Origin of the sequence: Neobacillus sp. NPDC058068 (assembly GCF_042885335.1) — a bacterium.
In the GTDB taxonomy this organism is placed as follows: Bacteria; Bacillota; Bacilli; order Bacillales; family Cytobacillaceae; genus Neobacillus.
In genome coordinates this window covers 173085-192579 of sequence record NZ_JBHVSI010000010.1, presented here as the reverse complement: position 1 = coordinate 192579, position 19495 = coordinate 173085, and the positions used below count along the sequence as shown (strand labels likewise).

The 19495-nt window shown below is 39.3% G+C and carries 21 protein-coding genes and 1 riboswitch; of the genes, 13 read left to right on the top strand and 8 right to left on the bottom strand.

Features of this window, described 5'->3' with window-relative positions:
* Positions 1-8: 8 nt before the first annotated feature.
* The 4 genes from uptA (at position 9) to pssA (ending at position 3061) form a co-directional block, all read left to right on the top strand.
* Complete coding sequence (uptA, locus tag ACFVSW_RS13805) at positions 9-608, top strand: undecaprenyl phosphate transporter UptA (protein ID WP_387316884.1); 600 nt, start codon at positions 9-11, stop codon at positions 606-608.
* A 93-nt stretch (positions 609-701) separates the two neighbouring features.
* Entirely contained in the window at positions 702-1502 is an 801-nt protein-coding gene (locus ACFVSW_RS13800; protein ID WP_387316883.1) for a COG4705 family protein, read from the top strand.
* Positions 1503-1646: 144 nt separating this feature from the next.
* Positions 1647-2309, top strand: a complete 663-nt coding sequence (locus ACFVSW_RS13795; protein WP_387316881.1) for a phosphatase PAP2 family protein — start codon at positions 1647-1649, stop codon at positions 2307-2309.
* A 35-nt stretch (positions 2310-2344) separates the two neighbouring features.
* Entirely contained in the window at positions 2345-3061 is a 717-nt protein-coding gene (gene pssA / locus ACFVSW_RS13790) for a CDP-diacylglycerol--serine O-phosphatidyltransferase (protein WP_387316879.1), read from the top strand.
* Positions 3062-3135: 74 nt separating this feature from the next.
* Here pssA and ACFVSW_RS13785 read toward each other — a convergent pair whose 3' ends face one another.
* The 6 genes from ACFVSW_RS13785 to ACFVSW_RS13760 all read right to left on the bottom strand — a co-directional run bounded on the left by ACFVSW_RS13785 (position 3136) and on the right by ACFVSW_RS13760 (position 7956).
* Complete coding sequence (locus ACFVSW_RS13785) at positions 3136-4533, bottom strand: sensor histidine kinase (RefSeq protein ID WP_387316876.1); 1398 nt, start codon at positions 4531-4533, stop codon at positions 3136-3138.
* Positions 4530-5204 (bottom strand): response regulator transcription factor, encoded by a 675-nt coding sequence (locus tag ACFVSW_RS13780; RefSeq protein ID WP_387316874.1) that lies wholly within the window; start codon positions 5202-5204, stop codon positions 4530-4532. Before ACFVSW_RS13780 ends, ACFVSW_RS13785 begins: the two co-directional genes overlap by 4 nt.
* A 184-nt stretch (positions 5205-5388) precedes the next feature.
* Positions 5389-5787: a PepSY domain-containing protein gene (locus ACFVSW_RS13775; RefSeq protein ID WP_387316871.1), complete on the bottom strand. Its 399-nt coding sequence runs from the start codon at positions 5785-5787 to the stop codon at positions 5389-5391.
* A 127-nt stretch (positions 5788-5914) separates the two neighbouring features.
* A complete protein-coding gene (locus ACFVSW_RS13770; RefSeq protein WP_387316870.1) occupies positions 5915-6439 on the bottom strand; it encodes a hypothetical protein in 525 nt (174 codons plus the stop codon).
* Between the two features lies 1 nt (position 6440).
* A complete protein-coding gene (locus ACFVSW_RS13765) occupies positions 6441-7199 on the bottom strand; it encodes an ABC transporter permease (RefSeq protein ID WP_387316868.1) in 759 nt (252 codons plus the stop codon).
* 1 nt (position 7200) lies between these two features.
* Complete coding sequence (locus tag ACFVSW_RS13760; RefSeq protein ID WP_387316865.1) at positions 7201-7956, bottom strand: ABC transporter ATP-binding protein; 756 nt, start codon at positions 7954-7956, stop codon at positions 7201-7203.
* A 222-nt stretch (positions 7957-8178) separates the two neighbouring features.
* On the opposite strand from ACFVSW_RS13760, the gene ACFVSW_RS13755 reads away from it, so the two are divergent.
* The 5 genes from ACFVSW_RS13755 to ACFVSW_RS13735 all read left to right on the top strand — a co-directional run bounded on the left by ACFVSW_RS13755 (position 8179) and on the right by ACFVSW_RS13735 (position 14103).
* Positions 8179-8484 carry an iron-sulfur cluster assembly accessory protein gene (locus ACFVSW_RS13755; protein WP_387316863.1) on the top strand — a complete coding sequence of 102 codons (306 nt, stop codon included), beginning with the start codon at positions 8179-8181 and terminating at the stop codon, positions 8482-8484.
* A 135-nt stretch (positions 8485-8619) separates the two neighbouring features.
* Positions 8620-10335: an ABC transporter ATP-binding protein gene (locus ACFVSW_RS13750; protein ID WP_387316861.1), complete on the top strand. Its 1716-nt coding sequence runs from the start codon at positions 8620-8622 to the stop codon at positions 10333-10335.
* 225 nt (positions 10336-10560) lie between these two features.
* Complete coding sequence (locus ACFVSW_RS13745) at positions 10561-12687, top strand: TerD family protein (protein WP_387316859.1); 2127 nt, start codon at positions 10561-10563, stop codon at positions 12685-12687.
* A 337-nt stretch (positions 12688-13024) separates the two neighbouring features.
* Entirely contained in the window at positions 13025-13780 is a 756-nt protein-coding gene (locus tag ACFVSW_RS13740) for a Cof-type HAD-IIB family hydrolase (protein WP_387316857.1), read from the top strand.
* 122 nt (positions 13781-13902) lie between these two features.
* Positions 13903-14103: a cold-shock protein gene (locus ACFVSW_RS13735; RefSeq protein WP_066086058.1), complete on the top strand. Its 201-nt coding sequence runs from the start codon at positions 13903-13905 to the stop codon at positions 14101-14103.
* A 43-nt stretch (positions 14104-14146) separates the two neighbouring features.
* Here ACFVSW_RS13735 and ACFVSW_RS13730 read toward each other — a convergent pair whose 3' ends face one another.
* Together ACFVSW_RS13730 and ACFVSW_RS13725 are read right to left on the bottom strand one after the other, a co-directional pair.
* Positions 14147-14344, bottom strand: a complete 198-nt coding sequence (locus ACFVSW_RS13730; RefSeq protein ID WP_387316855.1) for a YwbE family protein — start codon at positions 14342-14344, stop codon at positions 14147-14149.
* Positions 14337-14540, bottom strand: a complete 204-nt coding sequence (locus ACFVSW_RS13725) for a hypothetical protein (RefSeq protein ID WP_387316853.1) — start codon at positions 14538-14540, stop codon at positions 14337-14339. The genes ACFVSW_RS13730 and ACFVSW_RS13725 overlap by 8 nt, the downstream gene beginning before the upstream one ends.
* 272 nt (positions 14541-14812) lie before the next feature.
* Between ACFVSW_RS13725 and katA the strand changes: the two genes are divergently transcribed.
* From katA to ACFVSW_RS13705, 4 genes are all read left to right on the top strand, one after another.
* Positions 14813-16276 carry a catalase KatA gene (gene katA, locus ACFVSW_RS13720; RefSeq protein WP_387316851.1) on the top strand — a complete coding sequence of 488 codons (1464 nt, stop codon included), beginning with the start codon at positions 14813-14815 and terminating at the stop codon, positions 16274-16276.
* Positions 16277-16435: 159 nt separating this feature from the next.
* Positions 16436-16906 (top strand): GyrI-like domain-containing protein, encoded by a 471-nt coding sequence (locus tag ACFVSW_RS13715; RefSeq protein ID WP_387316849.1) that lies wholly within the window; start codon positions 16436-16438, stop codon positions 16904-16906.
* Positions 16907-17136: 230 nt separating this feature from the next.
* Positions 17137-17329: riboswitch (cobalamin riboswitch) on the top strand.
* A gap of 173 nt (positions 17330-17502) precedes the next feature.
* Entirely contained in the window at positions 17503-18465 is a 963-nt protein-coding gene (locus ACFVSW_RS13710) for an ABC transporter substrate-binding protein (RefSeq protein WP_387316847.1), read from the top strand.
* Complete coding sequence (locus ACFVSW_RS13705) at positions 18431-19492, top strand: FecCD family ABC transporter permease (RefSeq protein ID WP_387316845.1); 1062 nt, start codon at positions 18431-18433, stop codon at positions 19490-19492. Before ACFVSW_RS13710 ends, ACFVSW_RS13705 begins: the two co-directional genes overlap by 35 nt.
* Positions 19493-19495 lie beyond the last annotated feature (3 nt).

The following is a 19495-nucleotide window of genomic DNA, read 5'->3' as shown; positions in this document are numbered from 1 at the left end:
GGTAGAGTATGTCACATTTCATTCAATCCATCTTTGATTTGCTTTCAAGCCTTGGATATTTAGGAATTACCCTTGGCTTAATGGTAGAGGTCATCCCAAGTGAAATCGTATTAGCATATGGTGGATATTTAGTTTCCATCGGAAAAATTTCATTCCTAGGTGCAGTGGTTGCTGGGACAATAGGAGGGATTATTGCTCAGTGGTTCCTATATTGGTTAGGAAGATATGGGGGAAGACCAATCCTTGATAAATATGGAAGGTATTTGTTGATTAAACCACATCATATTGATCATGCCCAACATTGGTTCAGCAAATATGGGTCTGGCGTTATTTTTACGGCACGCTTTATCCCTGTTGTGAGACATGCCATTTCCATTCCTGCAGGTATTGCCCGGATGTCATTTACGAAATTTAGCCTCTATACCATTGTTGCGATTATTCCATGGACCATTCTATTTCTTTATCTCGGGATGACATTGGGAACGAACTGGGATCAAATTAATCAGGCTGCAAAACCGTATGTTACTCCAGCGATCATAACAGCCATCATTTTTACACTATGTTACCTCGTTTTTAAATGGAAAAATAAAAAAATCGAAACAAAATAGTTAATTTATCAGAGGACATTCATGAATATTAATTCAGATTAGTGAAAAGCTTAAATAAACATATCGATTAGTGGAAATTAGGAGGATTACCAAATGGAGTATTCTGAGGGCAAATATGGTAATGAAAGTATTGGACGGAAGATGTTGAACAAGGTTCCGGAAGTCACGATTTTCTTCTGGATTATCAAGATCATGGCCACAACTGTGGGCGAAACGGCCGCAGACTTCCTGAATATTAATTTAAAATGGGGCTTAACTAATACAACGATCGTCATGGCCTGTCTTTTAGTCATTATCCTGTTCTTCCAGTTCCGGTCGAGGAAATACGTGCCAAGTATCTACTGGCTTGCAGTCGTGATGATTAGCGTCGTCGGAACGCTTATAACTGATAATTTGGTGGATAACCTGGGCGTATCTCTAGTGACGACAACCGTCATCTTCAGTCTCGCTCTGGCGGCGGCATTTGCAGCCTGGTATGCGAGTGAGAAAACTCTTTCCATTCACTCTATCTACACCACCAAGCGGGAGGCGTTCTACTGGCTGGCTATTTTGTTCACCTTTGCATTAGGAACGGCTGCAGGCGATCTCATCGCGGAGGGTCTTAACCTTGGGTACTGGAAGTCAGCGCTGATGTTCGCTGTTCTGATTGGTATCGTTACTATCGCATTTTACCGATTTAAATTGAATGGAGTGCTGTCCTTCTGGATCGCCTACATCCTGACCCGTCCTCTCGGTGCTTCTCTTGGCGATTACCTGTCACAGCCTCGCAAAGATGGCGGTCTAGGTCTAGGAACAGTGGGAACGAGCGCAATCTTCCTTGTAACGATTTTATGCTTGGTCATCTACTTAACTAAGACGAGAAGAGACGAGCTTCCTCATTCAACTAATGAATAATATGATGGTTTAAATATAAAACTAATAGAGCTCGCCAATCGGCGAGTTTTCTTTCATGAGATGGTAGTGATATTTTAGTTATTTCATGGTACTATATGGTAAGTATTTTACGTCGGTGAAAATACATAATGAAAGGATCTTGTCATGAATCTTAAAGTACATTTAATTATTGCTTTCATCATAAGTTTATTCTGCGTTCTCGGCTTCAGTTTAATCTCTTTGTTGATAAGTGACCATAAAATTATCGATTTTGATAACGATGTAATAGCAGCTATTCAAGGTCTCGAATCGCCATTTTTAACAAAAGTGATGAAATTTTTTACCTTAATTGGTTCAACTCCAGTAGTTATCATCCTTTGTATCTTTTTAATATTTTTCCTTTATAAAGTATTGCATCATCGGTTAGAATTAATATTATTTATATTTGCTATTCTCGGCTCAGCAGTATTAAATCAAATTCTGAAACATTTTTTTCACCGGGTTCGTCCCAATTTCCATCGCTTAATTGAGATTTCAGGGTACAGTTTTCCAAGTGGCCATGCGATGAATGCCTTCACGGTTTATGCCATTCTGTCCTTTCTACTCTGGCGCCATATCCCTAGTAGATGGGGAAGGAGTGTCCTGATTATTTTCAGTGTTTTCATGGTTTTGGCGATTGGAGTCAGTCGGATCTATTTAGGTGTCCATTATCCAAGTGATATTATCGGGGGATACCTTGCAAGCGGATTTTGGTTAACTGTTGCGATTTGGTTTTTCCAATTTTACCAAGAAAAGCGTTATAATAAGAAATATAAAAGTGGAACATAATGTTTGGTGATTTTTTAAACTGAAATGTTTTGCTATTGAAAATTGGAGTGATACATATTATAAGAAATAGTATTCCTAACTTATTTACATTGGCGAACTTATTTTTTGGCTTTTTATCCATTATGTATTCAGCGCAAGGGGATTATAAGAATGCCGCCATCCTGATATTAATTGGAATGATGCTTGACAGTATGGATGGAAGGATTGCTAGAATGCTCCGCGTGGAAAGTGAACTTGGTAAAGAACTTGATTCATTGGCGGATGTTGTTACCTTTGGTGTTGCACCTGCGATGATGGCCTATTATGCCTATTTTTCTTCCTTTGGCGTTATCGGAATGGCAGTTGCCGGTCTTTTCCCATTATTCGGTGCGTATCGATTAGCTAGGTTCAACATTAACGCTGTGAAATCTTCCCTACAGTACTTTACAGGGGTACCGATTACTGCGGCGGGCGGCTTATTAACACTTTTGACCTTGTTTCATGGTAAAATGCTGGGTTACATTTTCGTAATTGCCTTTTTCCTTTTATGTTATTTGATGGTAAGCACAATTAAAATTCCTAGTCTAAAGGATGTTCCGCTGCCAAAATACGGTATTATCATAACGTTATTCCTTGGCTGTGCAATTTATATTGTTTTTAAAAAAGAACATCATCGATTCCCTTATTTTATTTATGTAGCAATACCATTATATATTGCATTTATTAGTTACCAATTAGTCAAGATAAAAAAGAATAGCCAAAAAAAGAATTAATTAGTATTTACTTGAACTATAGAAACGAAGCGGCACAAACCATTAATGGTTCGTGCCGCTTTGAATTTTAAAAATTAATTTGAAACTAGCCTTAAAATAACAGTCGTTCCTTCATTCACTTCACTTTCAATGATGAGGGAGCCATTGTATTTTTCCATTAAACGTTTTGCAATCGCTAACCCTAAGCCGTAGCCTCCTTGTTTTCTACTTCTTGCTTTATCTACGCGGTAAAAGCGATTCAAAACCATAGGAATATCTTGTTTAGGAATACCTATACCTTTATCCTCTATTTCAATTTGCACGAAATGTTCCTTTTTCTGAATCGAGCATTTGATCCATTTCCGATCTTTAGAATACTTGACGGCATTATCCAATAATATGACCAATATTTGCTCCAAGTGTCTAGGTTGAATGGCGATTAAACCACCTTCTAAATTCTTCATGTCGAGAATAAACTCAAAATCGTTATGGAGGTTTTTGAAATTTCTAATAACATTTTCGAACACTGGTATCGGATTAATCCATTCAATTTGTTCTTTTTGTTTTTCGGATTCCGCCCTAGAAAGTTCTAAAAGCTCTGAAACAAGATCACTCAAATATTTGACTTCCTCTAGAGTTGAATCTAGTGATTCATCAAGTAGTTTAGGGTCGTTTTTCCCCCAGCGTCTTAACATGGTAAGATTCCCTCGAATAATGGCAATCGGTGTGCGAAGCTCGTGAGACGCGTCTTCGACAAATTGTTTTTGCTGCAAAAATGATTCTTCAAGCTTATCCATTGTCTGGTTGAATAATTCGCCTATTTCTGTAATTTCATCCTTTATCCCATTGGAAGGTACTCTTTCGTGTAATCCAGTTTTCTGAATTTTTTTCATCGTCTGGAGGATGTTTTTTACCGATTTTAATAATTGTTTTGCGATAATAACCCCACCAAAGCCGCTTAAAACAATGGATCCCAAACCAGCTAAAAGCATGACAATGATAAATTTATTTAGGAGTCCATCAAAAATCTCCATGCTTTGAATAATCTCGATTGTTCCCGATCCGTTATTCATTAATAAAGGGCTGCGTAGAACGAGAAACCGATTGTCATTTGTTTTTATTTGGTCAAACTCTTCCGTTTGGACAATTTTTGAAGGAATGTTTTCATCAGGAACATCTTGAGATGCCGAAATGATCGTTTTCCCCTTGGAATTTAGAATACGGATCATTTGATGATTTCCACTTAGTCTTTCAATGTAATCACTGCTTGAATAAATATCCTGTTCTGTTAGTGAATTGGTTTTCGAACGTTCGTGATAATAGGCTTTTGTTTCTTTCATCTTTTGCTCAATGACATTGTTTTCTTCCGTAAGCATCCAACTATTTAAAACAGAATATTGAAGGATATTGTATAAGACAAATAAAATAAATAACAGAAGGGAAGACCATAAGACGAGTTTATATTTGATTGGAAGCGAGGAAACTTTTCTCATTTTCGAATCACATATCCAATTCCTCTCACGGTTTCAATATATTGCTCACCATTTGAGTTGTGGAGTTTGTTTCTTAAATAACTAACGTAAACATCTACAACATTGGTTTCAACTTCAACATTGTACCCCCATACTTTTTCTAATAACATTTCCCTCGTAAGCACAAGACCAATATTCTGAAGAAAAATGATCAGTAAATCATATTCTTTTTTGGTCAATTCAATTTCATCTTTGCCACGTTTTACAATTCGAGCCATTGTGTCAACTTCTAAATCATGAAAGGTGAGTGTGGAGTGTTGTTGCTTGTTCCTTTCAGCACGGCGGAAGATGACACGTATCCGTGCTAACAATTCCTCTGTTGCGAATGGCTTAGGAATATAATCATCTGCACCACTATCTAGGCCGGATACTCGATCCATAACGCTGTCTCTGGCTGTTAACATAATAATAGGTGTATCTTTTGCAGCACGTATTCTCCGGCACACCTCTATCCCATTTAGCCCTGGAAGCATAAGATCTAATAAGATTAGGTCCCAATTTGATTGCAAGGCTATCTCTAGACCTTCTCTGCCATCATTAGAAACCGTCACTGAAAATCCTTCATATTGCAGCTCTAGAACAATAAATTTAGCTAATTTTTCTTCATCTTCTATTAATAAAATTTTCTTCACTTGAATCGCTCCTACGTGCGTGTTTGTGAGTCATGTAATAAAATTAGTTTATCCCAACAATTGGAATTAAATCTGAAAATCAGGACTCTTGTTAGTAGAAAGGAAACTCCCTTTCACAGAATGTAAAAGGGAGTTCAGTTTCAACTTCTCGTATAGGTATGCAAATCTTCATAACTAGGAAGGATTAATCGTTTTCGTTTTCTTTCCCGTTATCTTGTTCATCCTTACTATCATCTTCTGATTTCGTAACCTTGCCTGTTTTTGCATCAACTTTTACATCATAGCTTTTACCGTCCTTGGCTGTTACATGAACACCATAAACGACAGTGCCATCTTCATCTTCTAATTCTACTTCCTTAACGGTACCATCTGTATATTTTTGCAATACAGTGTTAGTTGCTTGTTCTTTTGTTATGGCAGCTTCTTTTTGCAATTTTGCTTGTTCATTTGGATCTTGTTTTTCTTCTTTAGCCTTTTCTTGTTGGCTTACGGCAGCAGCAGGTTTAACTAAATTGGTTCCAACTGCTCCTCCTCCAATAACGCCTAATGCTAATACAGATGCCAATATTTTTGTACCAATCATTTTTTGTTTCCTCCTTATTTATAAAAGCATGTCTTACAATCTCTATATTAACCCTGTTTAATTATGTTCTTATTTGAAATCAGTTAAAATCAGGTAATAAATATATTAGAAATTTCTAATGGATCGATTATTTTTTTCTTTTAATAGCAATGAGTAACAAAGTTAATAGTAGCAACGGCATTACAATGGAAACGATTTGTACTTGAAGTGGCACAATCTTGGTATTGCCAATTATTTTCACTGGTATGGCATCACTTGAAGTAATCACATGATTCTCTTTAGAAACAACCGTTGTATATAAGTAATAATCAGCGGTATAGACCAACTGAATAGGAAGATTGATAATTTTTTCTTCATGCGGCTTCATCGTTCCGATTGTAACCGGTTGGTCGGAACTATAGTCCTCTAAATTTACCGTCCAGTTCTTTGATAAATTTGCCATCGTAATGTAAGTAAAAACATCTTTAATTTCTTTATCAGTAGCATTGGTAATTTTAACTTTTATCTTCAACTCTTTCCCAGGATACTCAGCTACTTTCGTAGGGGAGAGGATTTCAATAGTAAAATTTGAATTGCTTTGTGCGCTGGCCATTCCAGTATTGAAAATTAATAGAATCGAAAGTAAAAGTAAGATAGTCATATATTTTTTCATGTTATTCACCCCTTAAAAAATCCACTTTCTTCGCAATCAGTAATGCGATAAATAACGTTAAAAGGAAGAAAATGAACACAGGTATTAGTTCGATCAATACTTGGGAAGAAGCAAGCTTGTTGATAAAGATATCTTTCATTGCTTTCATACTTGCGGAGACCGGACTATTTTCACTAATGACCTTTGCCAAGCCAGATTTTTTCATCGTTGTTGATAAAAACATCGGAATAGCTGTTATTAAGAATGACATGATCGCCAAAATCATCGCATTTTTAGTCGAGACCAAGATGGTTGAAAGAATCAACGCAATGGATGAGAAAGATATAATCAAAACGGTTCCAATCCCATATAAATAAAGGAGGATAGTAGGGAATAAGTTAGCTTGATACGCCAATACAAATAAATAAGGTAAAGACACCAATGTAACAATCAACCAAAAAATGAGAATCGCAGAAAGCTTTGCTAGGATGATGTTTCTCTTGGTTAAGGGCGTTAACAACAAGCTTTCTAATGTACCTTTTTCTTTTTCGCCAGCAATCATTGTTGAGCCAATGACCATTGAAATCAATATATTAATTCCAAGTAAAAGTTTTAGCATAGTCATGACAACAGTAGGTTGATCTAATAGACTTAATTCTTTCACACTAATGAAACTAAACGATAGGATACTCATCAATAGAGAGACAACGAATAAAAAACCGATTCCTTTTCGTGAGAAAATATGTTCTTTTGTTTCTTTTTTTACTAACGCAGAAAACATATTATTGTTCCCCCATAACATCTGACGTGAGATGGAAAAATACATCTTCCAATGAAAGGTCGTCTTTATGAATTTCTTTTTTATACTTGTCCATCAACCCTATAACAGAACCTTCTTCTATGAGGGTTCCCGCCTTGACAACCGCCACCCGATTACAAATCTTTTCAATATCTTTTAACAAATGTGAGGTGATGAAAATGGTAACGCCGTTTACTTGATTTAAATGGAGAAGGATATTTTCAATATCCTTTTGTCCCTGTGGGTCTAGCCCCAAGGTAGGTTCGTCTAAAAAAATAATTTCAGGGTCATGAATAAGTGTGCGGGCAATGCCCAATCGTTGTCTCATCCCTCTTGAATATTGAGAAATCCTTACATCAGCTTTTGCTGACAAACTCACTAATTCCAAGAGTTCAGCAACCTTTTCCTTTCTTTTCTTTTTATTAATATTGTGCAGGGCTGAAAAGAATAGAAGATACTCCTCACCAGTCATCCACTCATAGTACCCGTGTGATTCCGGCAAAACACCGATGTGTTTTTTGATTTCTTCACTATTCTTTTTTACATTTAAGTTACTCACATCGAGGTCTCCACTAGTTGGTTCGATCAAACCAATCAGCATGCGAATGGTTGTCGTTTTACCTGCACCATTAGGACCAAGAAACCCGTAAATATCACCTTTGTTTACATTTAAACTGAGGTTTTTTACAGCTTCAAAACCATTATCATAAACTTTTCGTAATTGATTTGTTTTTATCATATAAACCCACCTCTTTTTTAAAGATTTACTCTAGTAATCGTAACTTCTATCATTTAAGCAAGCTTTAGTGGAGGTTAAAATTTTCGTTAGAAAATGATTAAAGAATTCTAATAATCCGTAGATGGTCAAAATTCGAAGTTGACGATCCTTCACTTTAAATTGTCTATTTTATACAAACCGTGGGATAATGATAATGATTACATAGAAAGAGGAGAGCAGAAAATGAAAGTCAAAATTAACCGTCATGCGGCAAAAGCGCTGCACAAAATGTTGGAACAGGAAGAAGCACAAGGGAAAATGTTCCGAGTTTATGTTACAAGTATTCACGGAGATCATGCACACTATGATTTGATGCTCGATACGCCAACAGAAAATGATGTGGTCGTCAAAAGCGATCGAGAAATTGATTTTATTCTCGATAAAAATGACGAAAATTTGGATAGTATTTGGATTCAATATTTCCACTTACCGAAAGAGGAATGGCTGATCACCAATCCTACAAAAGGCAGCCACCATCATCATCATTAAATAATAGAGCGCTTGGCATATTTTTTTCAAAGCCGAGCGTTTTTTTGAATGTAATATTTTCAAAAAACTTGAAATTGTCCGCCTCTTTCACATATAATCCTAGTATTGCTAACTTAGAGAAAAAGGGGATTACCTATGATTCGGCGTTTCTTTTCTTATTATCGACCGCATAAGCGGCTATTTATTTTGGATTTTATCAGCGCAGTCATCGTGGCCTTGTTGGAATTAGCCTTTCCGCTTGCGGTTCAATGGTTTATTGATGAACTGCTTCCTGGTGGCGATTGGCATGCGATTGTCACAGTCAGCATTGGACTCTTAATGGTTTATTTATTGAGTACCTTCTTACAATTTATTGTGAACTTTTGGGGTCATAAGCTCGGGATTAATATTGAAACAGATATGCGACAAGAGCTGTTCGAGCATGTCCAAAAACAATCATTCCGGTTTTTCGACAATACGAAAACGGGGCATATTATGAGCAGAATAACCAATGATCTGTTTGACCTTGGTGAGCTTGCCCATCATGGACCCGAGGATGTATTCATTGCGCTGATGACTTTTATCGGTGCTTTCTGGATTATGCTAACGATAAACGTAAAGTTAGCACTTGTAGCAGTAGTGATTCTGCCTTTTTTAATCCTATTGGTTGTCGTTTGCAATTTAAAAATGAACAAGGCATGGAGCCGAATGTATTCCAGCATTGCAGATGTAAACGCCCGGGTGGAGGACAGTGTTTCCGGCAGCCGTGTCGTTCAATCGTTTACAAACGAAGAATTCGAGATTGCTAGATTTAAAAAGAATAATCAGAGATACCGCGGCGCTAAGCTTGGCGGTTATCGGGTAATGTCCTATAGTCTTTCCGGTATTTATATGATGACGCGACTGATCACCATTGTCGTTCTTGTTTACGGTGCCTGGCTGAGCTTCTCCGGTCATTTGTCTAACGGGGAACTTGTCGGTTTTGTTCTTTATGTCAATGTTCTTTTTAAACCGATTGATAAAATCAGCGCGATTATGGAATTGTATCCAAAAGGAATGGCAGGGTTTAAACGGTTTATTGACCTGATAGATTCTGATCCTGAGGTGCAGGATACAGAGGATGCGGTTGAAGTAGGGTTACTTAAAGGGAATATCGTCTTTGATGAAGTGTCTTTTCGCTATGATAACCATAAATCCGTTTTGGAAAATATTAATTTGGATATCCGTGCCGGTGAGACGGTTGCTTTTGTAGGGCCGTCGGGGGCAGGCAAGACGACGATTTGCTCGTTGATTCCAAGGTTTTACGATGTGAACGGCGGCGGGATTTATATTGATGGTCTCGATATTCGCGACATGACGAAAAAATCGCTGCGTTCCCAAATCGGCATCGTTCAACAGGATGTGTTTCTGTTCACAGGGACACTTCGTGAAAATATCGCCTATGGAAAGCGGGATGCTACGGATGAGGAAATTGCTGAGGCAGCAAACCGTGCACATCTTGAAAAATTTATTGCTTCTTTGCCGGATGGTTACGCGACGCAGATTGGCGAAAGAGGTCTCAAGCTTTCCGGCGGTCAGAAGCAGCGGCTGGCAATTGCAAGGATGTTTCTAAAAAATCCACCTATCTTGATATTGGATGAAGCGACATCCGCGCTCGATACCGAAACAGAAATGGTGATTCAGGAAGCATTGACAGAGCTCGCCCAAAACAGAACCACACTTATTATTGCCCACAGACTGGCAACAATCCGCAATGCCGACCGGATTATCGTTGTGACAGAGGACGGGATTGCTGAGGAAGGCCGACATGATGAGCTGATTGAACAAGGCGGTATTTTTGCCAATCTTCACCGCGTCCAATTTCAGCGATAATTTTATTTTTAATTCTTGTACTATGGTATACTTAGATTATCAGGCTATGATACTTCTTCCTTCTTCATCTGTTTAAGGGATATTTAGAGGTATCGCTTTCCTGAATCAACGAAAAAAATCAGGCTATGATGTTTCTTCCTTCTAACTCATCTATTAATGAAATTAGAGACATCGCTTTCCTGATTTTTTTTTGCTCAAAAATAACTAGAGTAGGAATGATGTGTGATGAAAATTTCAATTCTATTACGTAGAAAAAATAAGCTCATTCTTACAAACGGGCACAGTGTGCTTCCCAATCATTATTTAGCGACTGCGCTGAAAAATATTGAAAATTTAGGTTACACGTTCTCAATAGAGTTAATCGAGGCAGTCCGGACGATGTCTGATGCTGACTTTATCGATTTTTATAAAGGATTGGTCCAGGACCTGAAAGAAATGGTTGGTGCACATCGGACATTTCAGCCCATGTATCCGAATTTTCCGTCCCAGATGATGGAAATCGAGAATGTCGACCTTTACCTAAATGCAATTATTCACTATGGTTCTGCTTTAGTTCATGATATAACAGGGAAACGCTTTCAGAATGAAGGACTTCCTATATACAAAGTGGAAGAACGATTCCCGCTAATCGAAGAACCAGATTTGAAGGTAATTGGACTTGCCGCAGAGGAAGAATTCCTGGAAATCATTCGACAATTGATAGCTGCAAAAACGAGCATCTCAGTAGTAGATAAGGGTGATATTGCCTGGGCTATTGAAAATATCACTGACGTAAGTTTGATTTTGCCAGGTGAAATTCCGTTAAAAGAGAATGTTGGCTTTGTAGTGTCGCAACTTTTGAAAAATGAAAAAGCGGATGCCGCTGTCATTTCTCGTTATTTTAAGACAGCAACGGATGTGCTTCGTTTAGCTGTTGCCCTTTCAGACGGTGATGTTAGTTTAGCGGGCAGCACCCGTTTTAAGAATATCAAACGGCCGGAACGGCGGCTGCTCCTTAACCTTTTAGAGGGGTGCGGCAATCTAACCGAAGACATGCTTCGCTTTAAGGAAATGTGGAAGCGGCTTGGTGAAATGCTCCATCCTGCCGAGTATCATAACCGCTATAAAAATGTTAACCGAGCATTTGACATTATCCGTAATAATATTCCGTTTGCAACCTTCGGCGGAAGGGTGGAAGGAGCATTGCTGGATAGGGATGTAACTACTGCTGTTTCCCTGCTTAAAACACGCCCAGGTGAGTTTGCGAGAAGACTGGATCATCTCCTAAGGATTTCCGATGATGCAGAGGCGGTTATCAATGAGTTCGGTGCTGTAGTGAACGCTGTAGCAACACCAGTCCTTTTGCAAGTCCTTGCACATTTTAAACATCGCAGTATGCCAACCGACATCCGGGTCTTCTTCCCAAAAGGCAATGTACAGAAAGCGGTTGCGATAAATAATGAACTAGATGTACTCGAGGAATCGGTTTGTGAACAAATCGCTGCCTTGATTGAAACCACACTGATCAGCCGATTCTCCGAGCTTCCGGGACTTGGAAAAATTGTTCTAGATAAGGAATTGCGAAATTATCTCGTCCCAGTTTCACAGCGTTCTGCTTCGAAGGCACTGCGCACACTCGTCCGCGGCAGCAAATTGGATATGCCGATAGGCGATACCATCCGTTTCTTTCTTTGGTGGAAAGAAGGAATGATTAAGGGCGTACCTACCGGCCGGGTGGATATTGATTTGTCAGCAGTCATATTTGATGAGAATTGGCAGTATCTTGAGCATATTTCCTACACCAATCTTCGTTCTGCCAAGTACAAGGCTGTCCACTCCGGTGATATCACAAGTGCTCCAGATGGTGCCTGCGAGTTCATTGATTTAGACATCCCAAGTGTTCTGGCTAACGGCGGCAGGTATGCAGTGATGGATATCATCTCCTATACCGAACATGCTTTTTGTGATATGCCTGAATGCTTTGCCGGCTGGATGAGTCGTGTGGAGCCGAATTTAGGTGAAATTTTTGAACCAAAAACAGTTGTCGATAAAATTGATGTTGCCGCCGATACTACATTTTGTATACCAGTCATTTTAGATCTTGCGGAACGAAAAGTAATCTGGACAGACCTGGCACTTCGAAGCCATCCGGATTACTTCAACAATATTGAAGGCAATTTAACCGGAATCGTCGCCACGGGCAAGGCAATGACTTCACTAGCGAAACCAAATCTATATCAGTTGTTCGAGCTTCATGCACGTGCCCGAGGCGAATTGATTGAAGAGCTAGAAGAGGCGGATACGATTTTTTCTGTTATGGAAGGGATTACCCCATTCGATATCGAAAAAATTATCGCTGAATTTTTAATCTGAAAAGGAAGGCAGCGAATTTATTGCAGTCTTTTTTTTAGTTTGGCTGTGTTAAAGCATATTGTTGATTGTGAGCACAATGTTGATTGGAGTGGAAGGCGCGAGACTCATGCGGGAGCAGCGGGACAGGTGAGACCCCGCAGGCGCTTTAGCGCCGAGGAGGCTCACCGCCCGCCCCGCGAACCGCACGCGCCTGGAACGGAAATCAACATTCACTTTTAACACAGCCTTTAGTTTAAATATAAATATATTATGTAAACTCGAAACTGCCTTTTTGATATTTAACAATAGAAAGTGTTAACCTAGATAGGAAAAGTAAGAAAGGAGCAAGTTGCTGCAGATGGAAAGAGACAAAATGGAGAAACCAATTAAGCTCATTGCCCTCGATATGGATGGCACACTGTTAAATAACAAAGGACAGATAACGGAGGCGAACCGTCAAGCAATTAAGGCCGCACAGGATAGGGAAATATTTGTTGTGCTTAGCACAGGAAGATCATTGCTTACTTGCCGGGAGCACGCCGATGCACTTCAACTTAGTTCCTATTTGGTAACCGTTAATGGCAGTGAAATCTGGGATGATAAACGGGAGCTAGTCGAGAGGAATTTGGTGAAATCGGAGCTTGTGGAATGGATGTGGAATCTATCCTGCGAGCATAAGACGAAATTTTGGGCGATAAGCACTGAGCAAAATTGGCATGATAAAATGCCGGAGGATATACATACGCTCGAATGGTTGAAATTTGGGTTTAATATTGATGATGATGAAACGAGGGAACTAATTTTACGGGAGCTAGAGGTTAAAGGTGAATTTGAACTAAGTAATTCAACTTTGAAGAACATCGAGGTAAATCCTGCTGGAATTAACAAAGCAAATGGATTGAAAATTGTTTGTAACCGGCTTGGAATCGCGATGGAAAATGTCATGGCCGTTGGTGACAGTCTAAATGATCTGGCGATGATTAAGGAAGCTGGATTTGGTGTAGCGATGGGAAATGCACAAGAGAAGGTGAAGAAGGCAGCAGACTGGGTTACCACAACAAACGAAGAAGATGGCGTTGCAAACGCAATCCACAGATGGGTTATTCAATCATAAAAATTTTTTCATGTTATTTTCCAATTTGCTGTGTATATGTGGTTAATGGATTGGTAAAAATAATTGAGCAAGAATAATTTGCAAAATCATGTAATTGTTACATGCTAGGAGGCTACAAAGGAATGGAACATGGTAAAGTAAAATGGTTTAACAGTGAAAAGGGTTTTGGGTTCATTGAGCGTGAAGGCGGCGAGGATGTATTCGTCCACTTCTCGGCAATTCAAGGCGAAGGATATAAATCCTTGGACGAGGGTCAAGAGGTAACGTTTGAAATCGAAAACGGCCAACGCGGACCACAAGCGGTAAACGTCCATAAAGCATAATTACCAAAACAGACTCCAAATGAATTTGGAGTCTGTTTTTTTGTTAATTATTAATTTCCTTGACTCTGCCAACCTGTCCATCTGTCAGTCTTACTTTAATGCCATGTGGGTGAGAGCTGGACTTGGTTAATATGTCCTTAACGACCCCAGCTGTAAGTTTGCCACTTCTTTGATCTGCTTTTAGAACGATTTTGACAGAAGCACCCGGGAGAATATCATTTCTATTTTTCCCGCTAGACACCCATTTTTCTCCGAGAGTTACTCACTTTTTTCGTCTGCTGGCTTTGCAGCTTTTTGGTTGCCTGTGAGCCATTTGCGTTTGAATTTCCGGCTGCTGATTTGTTTTTCTTATTTTCAAGCTGCTGTTTCATCGCTTCTTGTAAGCTAATTTTCTTCTTTGGCGCTTCATTTTGCTGTGATTGATTAGATTCACTCATAAAAAATCCTCCTATAAACAGTATTATGACCAGTATAAACTATTTTTTAATTTATTAAAAATCCATCTTCCCAATTTATACGAAAATTTTAGGATGTTATTCGGTAATTTTGGAATAACATCCTTATTTTTTAATACTTATGTAGTAGTGGGTACATGTTATCTGGTTAATAGTTAATACTTTATAACATTAATTATAAATAAGTATTGATTATTATTATGTTTAAATTATAATGTAGTTAATCATTAAAAAATAGTTTACGAGGTGAGGTAATGAGTAAAGAAAACAAGCAGTTAACAACAGGAACCGGAGCTCCTGTCGGTGACAACCAAAATTCAATGACCGCAGGAATGCGAGGGCCAACATTGATTCAAGACGTTCATTTAATTGAGAAATTGGCACACTTTAACCGCGAACGTGTACCTGAGCGTGTTGTTCATGCCAAAGGTGCCGGTGCCCATGGTTACTTTGAAGTAACAAATGACATGTCAACCTACACTAAGGCCAAATTATTCAATGGGGTTGGAAAGCGGACACCCATGTTTATTCGCTTCTCAACTGTAGCGGGTGAACTGGGCTCGGCAGATACTGTCCGAGATCCACGCGGATTTTCAGTGAAGTTTTATACAGAAGAAGGAAACTATGATCTTGTCGGAAATAACACCCCGATTTTCTTTATTCGTGATGCGATTAAATTTCCTGATTTCATTCATACGCAAAAAAGAGATCCAAAATCACATCTGAAAAATCCGAATGCCATTTGGGATTTCTGGTCCTTATCACCTGAATCGTTACACCAGGTTACATACTTAATGGGTGACCGCGGAATTCCTGCTTCCCTTCGTCATATGAATGGCTATGGAAGCCATACCTTTAAATGGGTGAATGAGGACGGGGAAGCCGTGTGGGTGAAATATCACTTTAAAACGGAACAGGGCGTCCAAAACATGACGAATGAGGTTGCAGGCAAATTGGCCGGTGAAAACCCGGATTACCATACTGAAGATTTGTTTAATGCGATTGAAAAGGGTGATTTCCCGGCGTGGAGGCTGCATGTGCAAATCATGCCATTTGAAGATGCCGAAACGTATCGTTTTGATCCATTTGATGTCACAAAGGTCTGGTCACATAAAGATTATCCGTTAATAGAGGTAGGCCGGATGGTGCTAAATCGCAACCCTGAGAACTACTTTGCAGAAGTGGAGCAGGCAACATTCTCCCCAGGAACCATGGTCCCTGGTGTTGAAGCTTCGCCGGATAAGATGCTCCAAGGCCGTATTTTCGCTTATTCTGATGCACATCGTTATCGTGTCGGACCGAACCATAATTTGCTCCCGATTAACCGGCCAAAAGTGGAAGTAAATAACTATCAACGTGACGGTTCGATGCGTTCTGATAATAATGGCGCCGGTTCCGTTTACTATGAACCAAACAGCTATGGCGGACCTAAGGAAGCACCTGAGTATAAACAGACAGCCTTCCAGATTACAGGTGCGGCTGAACAGGTTCCATATGATGAACACGACCATTACACACAAGCGGGCGACCTTTACCGTTTAATGTCAGAAGAAGAACGGGCACGGTTGGTGGAAACTGTCGTCGGAGCGATGAAGCCGGTTGAGAGAGATGACATCAAGCTTCGACAAATTCAGCATTTTTATAAAGCGGACCCAGAGTATGGCGAGCAGGTGGCAAAAGGCTTAAATTTGGCTCTTCCACAAAGTATTTTAAAATAATTACTACACAGGCAGCTTATTGAGATAGGCTGCTTGTTTTTTCCATTTTATTATTTAAAAATTATAAAGTTAATTTTTTCGTCGAATTTTCTTTGCAGGATTTTTCGGGATATTATTAGAATTATAGGAATAAGATACATATAAAAGGGGGGGATTTGCTTGGCTATCCAAGTAATTGAAAAAGAAGAGATGAACGTAGTAGGAATTTCCTGGAATGGTACTTACTCGCAAGTGGAAAAGATTCCAAGTCTTTTTACTAAATTGAGGGGACGACTCGAAGAGGTACCCTATCAAAAGAAAGAAGAAGTGTTGATTGCTCCATTTCATATTAGGGAAACTGAGATTACCTATTATGTTACAACTCCTGTTGATGTAATTGATGAAATTCCGGATGGTATGGTTGGCTTTACGATTCCCAGGAAAAATTATGTCTTCGGCGTTCATAAAGGCAGGATAGAGGATGTTGAAAATACATATCATCGAATGTACAAATGGATGGAAGAATACGGCTATGACCAAGATCACCAAGCATTAGGTCTTGAAATCTTTAAAGAAGAGCATAAATATCAAAATTTAGCAGGGGACCTTCACTTTGATATCTATTTGCCAGTAAAGACTTATAAAAAATAGAATGAATGGAAATTAATTTTAGGAGGAGCTTCAGCTTCTCCTTTAATAATTCCTTCGTGGTCAGGTGAAGTTCCTAACTGGCGGTGATGAAACAATGCTTCTTAAAATTTATGCAGAAATATCGAACAGTAAGCAAGCTTTTTTTTTTACGGATAAGGGATCGATAAAAAATATTATCGTATAAAAACATATACAAATCATTCCACTTCTTTATATAATAGATATAACAAAAAATATATTTCAAATTAGGTGCTGAAATCTTTTTGAAAGATTTTAAGCTTAAAAGGGAAGTTTGGTTAAAAGCCAACGCGGTCCCGCCACTGTACATGGGAGCAACCTATAGGATGTCACTGTCGAATCGATGGGAAGGCATAGGAAGCGATGATCATGAGCCAGGAAACCTGCCTAATTCTTGTACGCCAATAAACCTACGCGGATAGGGAGGTGTTGAAGGCTAGACTCCTTTTACTTAATACTGTAATTTGAATCTACTCATCCCAACATCTTCATGTCATATGAAGATGTTTTTTTGTTGGGCGCAAGTTGAGCTATTTTTTTGTTGCATAAAGTTTATTACACAGAAAGCAGGGAGAAAAATGAAGAAATTGTATGCGATACTGTTAGTAGTATTATTAACAGTAGGAGCTTTAGCCGGTTGTGCTGAAAAAAAGGAGCAAGTGAAAGATGAAAGCAAAGCGGGTGTCGAAAAGAAAACAGAAGTCGCTTTTCCGGTTACCGTAAAAGATGCTTTAGGTAAAGAGGTTGTTTTAGAGAAGAAGCCTGAAAAGATTGTTTCGCTGATCCCAAGCAATACGGAAATTGCCTATTCGTTAGGTCTTGGAAAAGAAGTTGTCGGCGTTTCCGATTTCGATAATTACCCAGAAGAAGTAACGAAAAAAGAGAAAATCGGCGCGCAGGAAATAAACTTAGAAAAAATCATTTCCTTAAATCCGGATATAGTGTTAGCCCATGCGTCTTCGGCTCATAATACTGAAGCAGGCCTGCAGCAGTTAAGAGATGCGGGAATTCCAGTCCTCGTTGTCAATGATGCCCAAAATATTGACCAAGTGTATGATTCCATTAGTATGATTGGGAAAGCTGCGGGTGCAACAAACAAGGCTGATGAGATCATCAAAGGGATGAAGGACAAATTAACGGAGATTAAAGCGAAGACGAAAGACATCAAAGAAAAGAAAAAGGTATTTGTGGAAGTATCGCCAGCTCCAGACATTTATACACCTGGTAATAAAACATTTATGAATGAAATGATTGGTTTGATTAATGCGGAAAACATTGCTAATAATCAAGACGGCTGGATCAAAATTGACCAAGAAGCGATGATTAAACAAAATCCTGATGTCATCATCACTACATACGGATACTATGTAAAAAATCCGGTTGAGCAAGTTTTAAGCAGAAAAGGCTGGGAAACGGTCAACGCTGTAAAAAATAAGCAGGTAATCGATGTAGACTCTGATCGTGTTACCCGCTCAGGACCTAGGATTGTTGAAGGAGTAGAAGATCTTGCAAAGGCTGTCTATCCTGAAGTTTTTAAATAATAAGTATTTAGCCTTTTGTCTAGCGGGGACTTTTCTGGTCCTCTCGATTTTATTAGGGATTTCAGTTGGAACGGTTGCGGTTCCGATGGAAACAATAATTCAAATTATCATTGCCAAGGTATTTGGGGCAAATGCCCTCGCGTTAATTGACCCGATGTATTCAAGTATCGTCTTGAATATTCGCTTGCCTAGAGTGATTTTAGCTGGCCTTGTAGGGGCGGCTCTTGCCATTGCAGGAGCGGCCTTTCAAGGGCTGCTAAGAAACCCGTTAGCGGATCCGTATACCTTAGGTGTTTCTTCAGGGGCGTCAGTAGGTGCGGTTCTAACCCTGTTTTTTCATCTCTCGATCCCGTTTGTAGGTATCTTTACATTACCATTGCTTAGCATCCTATTTTCCTTATTAACCATCTTTTTAGTCCTTACTTTTGCCCGGAAAATTGAGCGCTCGATGAGAGTAGAAACAATTATCTTAACGGGGATTATTTTCAGCTCCTTTTTAGGGGCATTTATTTCCCTTATGATTGCCCTGACCGGTGATGAGCTAAGGCAAATTATTGGCTGGTTGTTAGGTAGTGTATCGATGAGGGGCTGGGAATACATAAAAATCATTTTGCCATTTTTTATTATCGGTTCAGCGATACTGATTTTTAATGCCAAAGAATTAAATGCGATGTCGTTTGGGGAAGAACGGGCCCAGCATTTAGGGGTCAATGTTCAAAAAAGAAAGCTGATTATCCTAACGGCCGGATCGATTTTAACAGGGGCCGCGGTTGCGGTGTCAGGCACCATTGGTTTTGTTGGTTTAGTCATTCCGCATCTTGCTAGAATATTATGGGGACCTGACCATCGGAATCTCCTCCCGCTCTCGATTTTAACCGGAAGCGGATTCTTAATTCTTGCGGACCTTCTGTCGCGCACGATTATTTCTCCAACCGAATTACCGATTGGGGTGATTACTGCCTTAATTGGGGCGCCAGTATTCGCCATAATCCTGCTCCAGAGAAAAAGGATGGAAAGAAGGGGCTAGAAA

Coding starts and splice junctions, on each gene's coding strand:
- uptA (WP_387316884.1), top strand. CDS start 9: ATGTCACATTTCATTCAATCCATCTTTGATTTGCTTTCAAGCCTTGGA.
- ACFVSW_RS13800 (WP_387316883.1), top strand. CDS start 702: ATGGAGTATTCTGAGGGCAAATATGGTAATGAAAGTATTGGACGGAAG.
- ACFVSW_RS13795 (WP_387316881.1), top strand. CDS start 1,647: ATGAATCTTAAAGTACATTTAATTATTGCTTTCATCATAAGTTTATTC.
- ACFVSW_RS13785 (WP_387316876.1), bottom strand. CDS start 4,533: ATGAGAAAAGTTTCCTCGCTTCCAATCAAATATAAACTCGTCTTATGG.
- ACFVSW_RS13775 (WP_387316871.1), bottom strand. CDS start 5,787: ATGATTGGTACAAAAATATTGGCATCTGTATTAGCATTAGGCGTTATT.
- ACFVSW_RS13770 (WP_387316870.1), bottom strand. CDS start 6,439: ATGAAAAAATATATGACTATCTTACTTTTACTTTCGATTCTATTAATT.
- ACFVSW_RS13765 (WP_387316868.1), bottom strand. CDS start 7,199: ATGTTTTCTGCGTTAGTAAAAAAAGAAACAAAAGAACATATTTTCTCA.
- ACFVSW_RS13760 (WP_387316865.1), bottom strand. CDS start 7,956: ATGATAAAAACAAATCAATTACGAAAAGTTTATGATAATGGTTTTGAA.
- ACFVSW_RS13755 (WP_387316863.1), top strand. CDS start 8,179: ATGAAAGTCAAAATTAACCGTCATGCGGCAAAAGCGCTGCACAAAATG.
- ACFVSW_RS13750 (WP_387316861.1), top strand. CDS start 8,620: ATGATTCGGCGTTTCTTTTCTTATTATCGACCGCATAAGCGGCTATTT.
- ACFVSW_RS13745 (WP_387316859.1), top strand. CDS start 10,561: ATGAAAATTTCAATTCTATTACGTAGAAAAAATAAGCTCATTCTTACA.
- ACFVSW_RS13740 (WP_387316857.1), top strand. CDS start 13,025: ATGGAAAGAGACAAAATGGAGAAACCAATTAAGCTCATTGCCCTCGAT.
- ACFVSW_RS13735 (WP_066086058.1), top strand. CDS start 13,903: ATGGAACATGGTAAAGTAAAATGGTTTAACAGTGAAAAGGGTTTTGGG.
- ACFVSW_RS13725 (WP_387316853.1), bottom strand. CDS start 14,540: ATGAGTGAATCTAATCAATCACAGCAAAATGAAGCGCCAAAGAAGAAA.
- katA (WP_387316851.1), top strand. CDS start 14,813: ATGAGTAAAGAAAACAAGCAGTTAACAACAGGAACCGGAGCTCCTGTC.
- ACFVSW_RS13710 (WP_387316847.1), top strand. CDS start 17,503: ATGAAGAAATTGTATGCGATACTGTTAGTAGTATTATTAACAGTAGGA.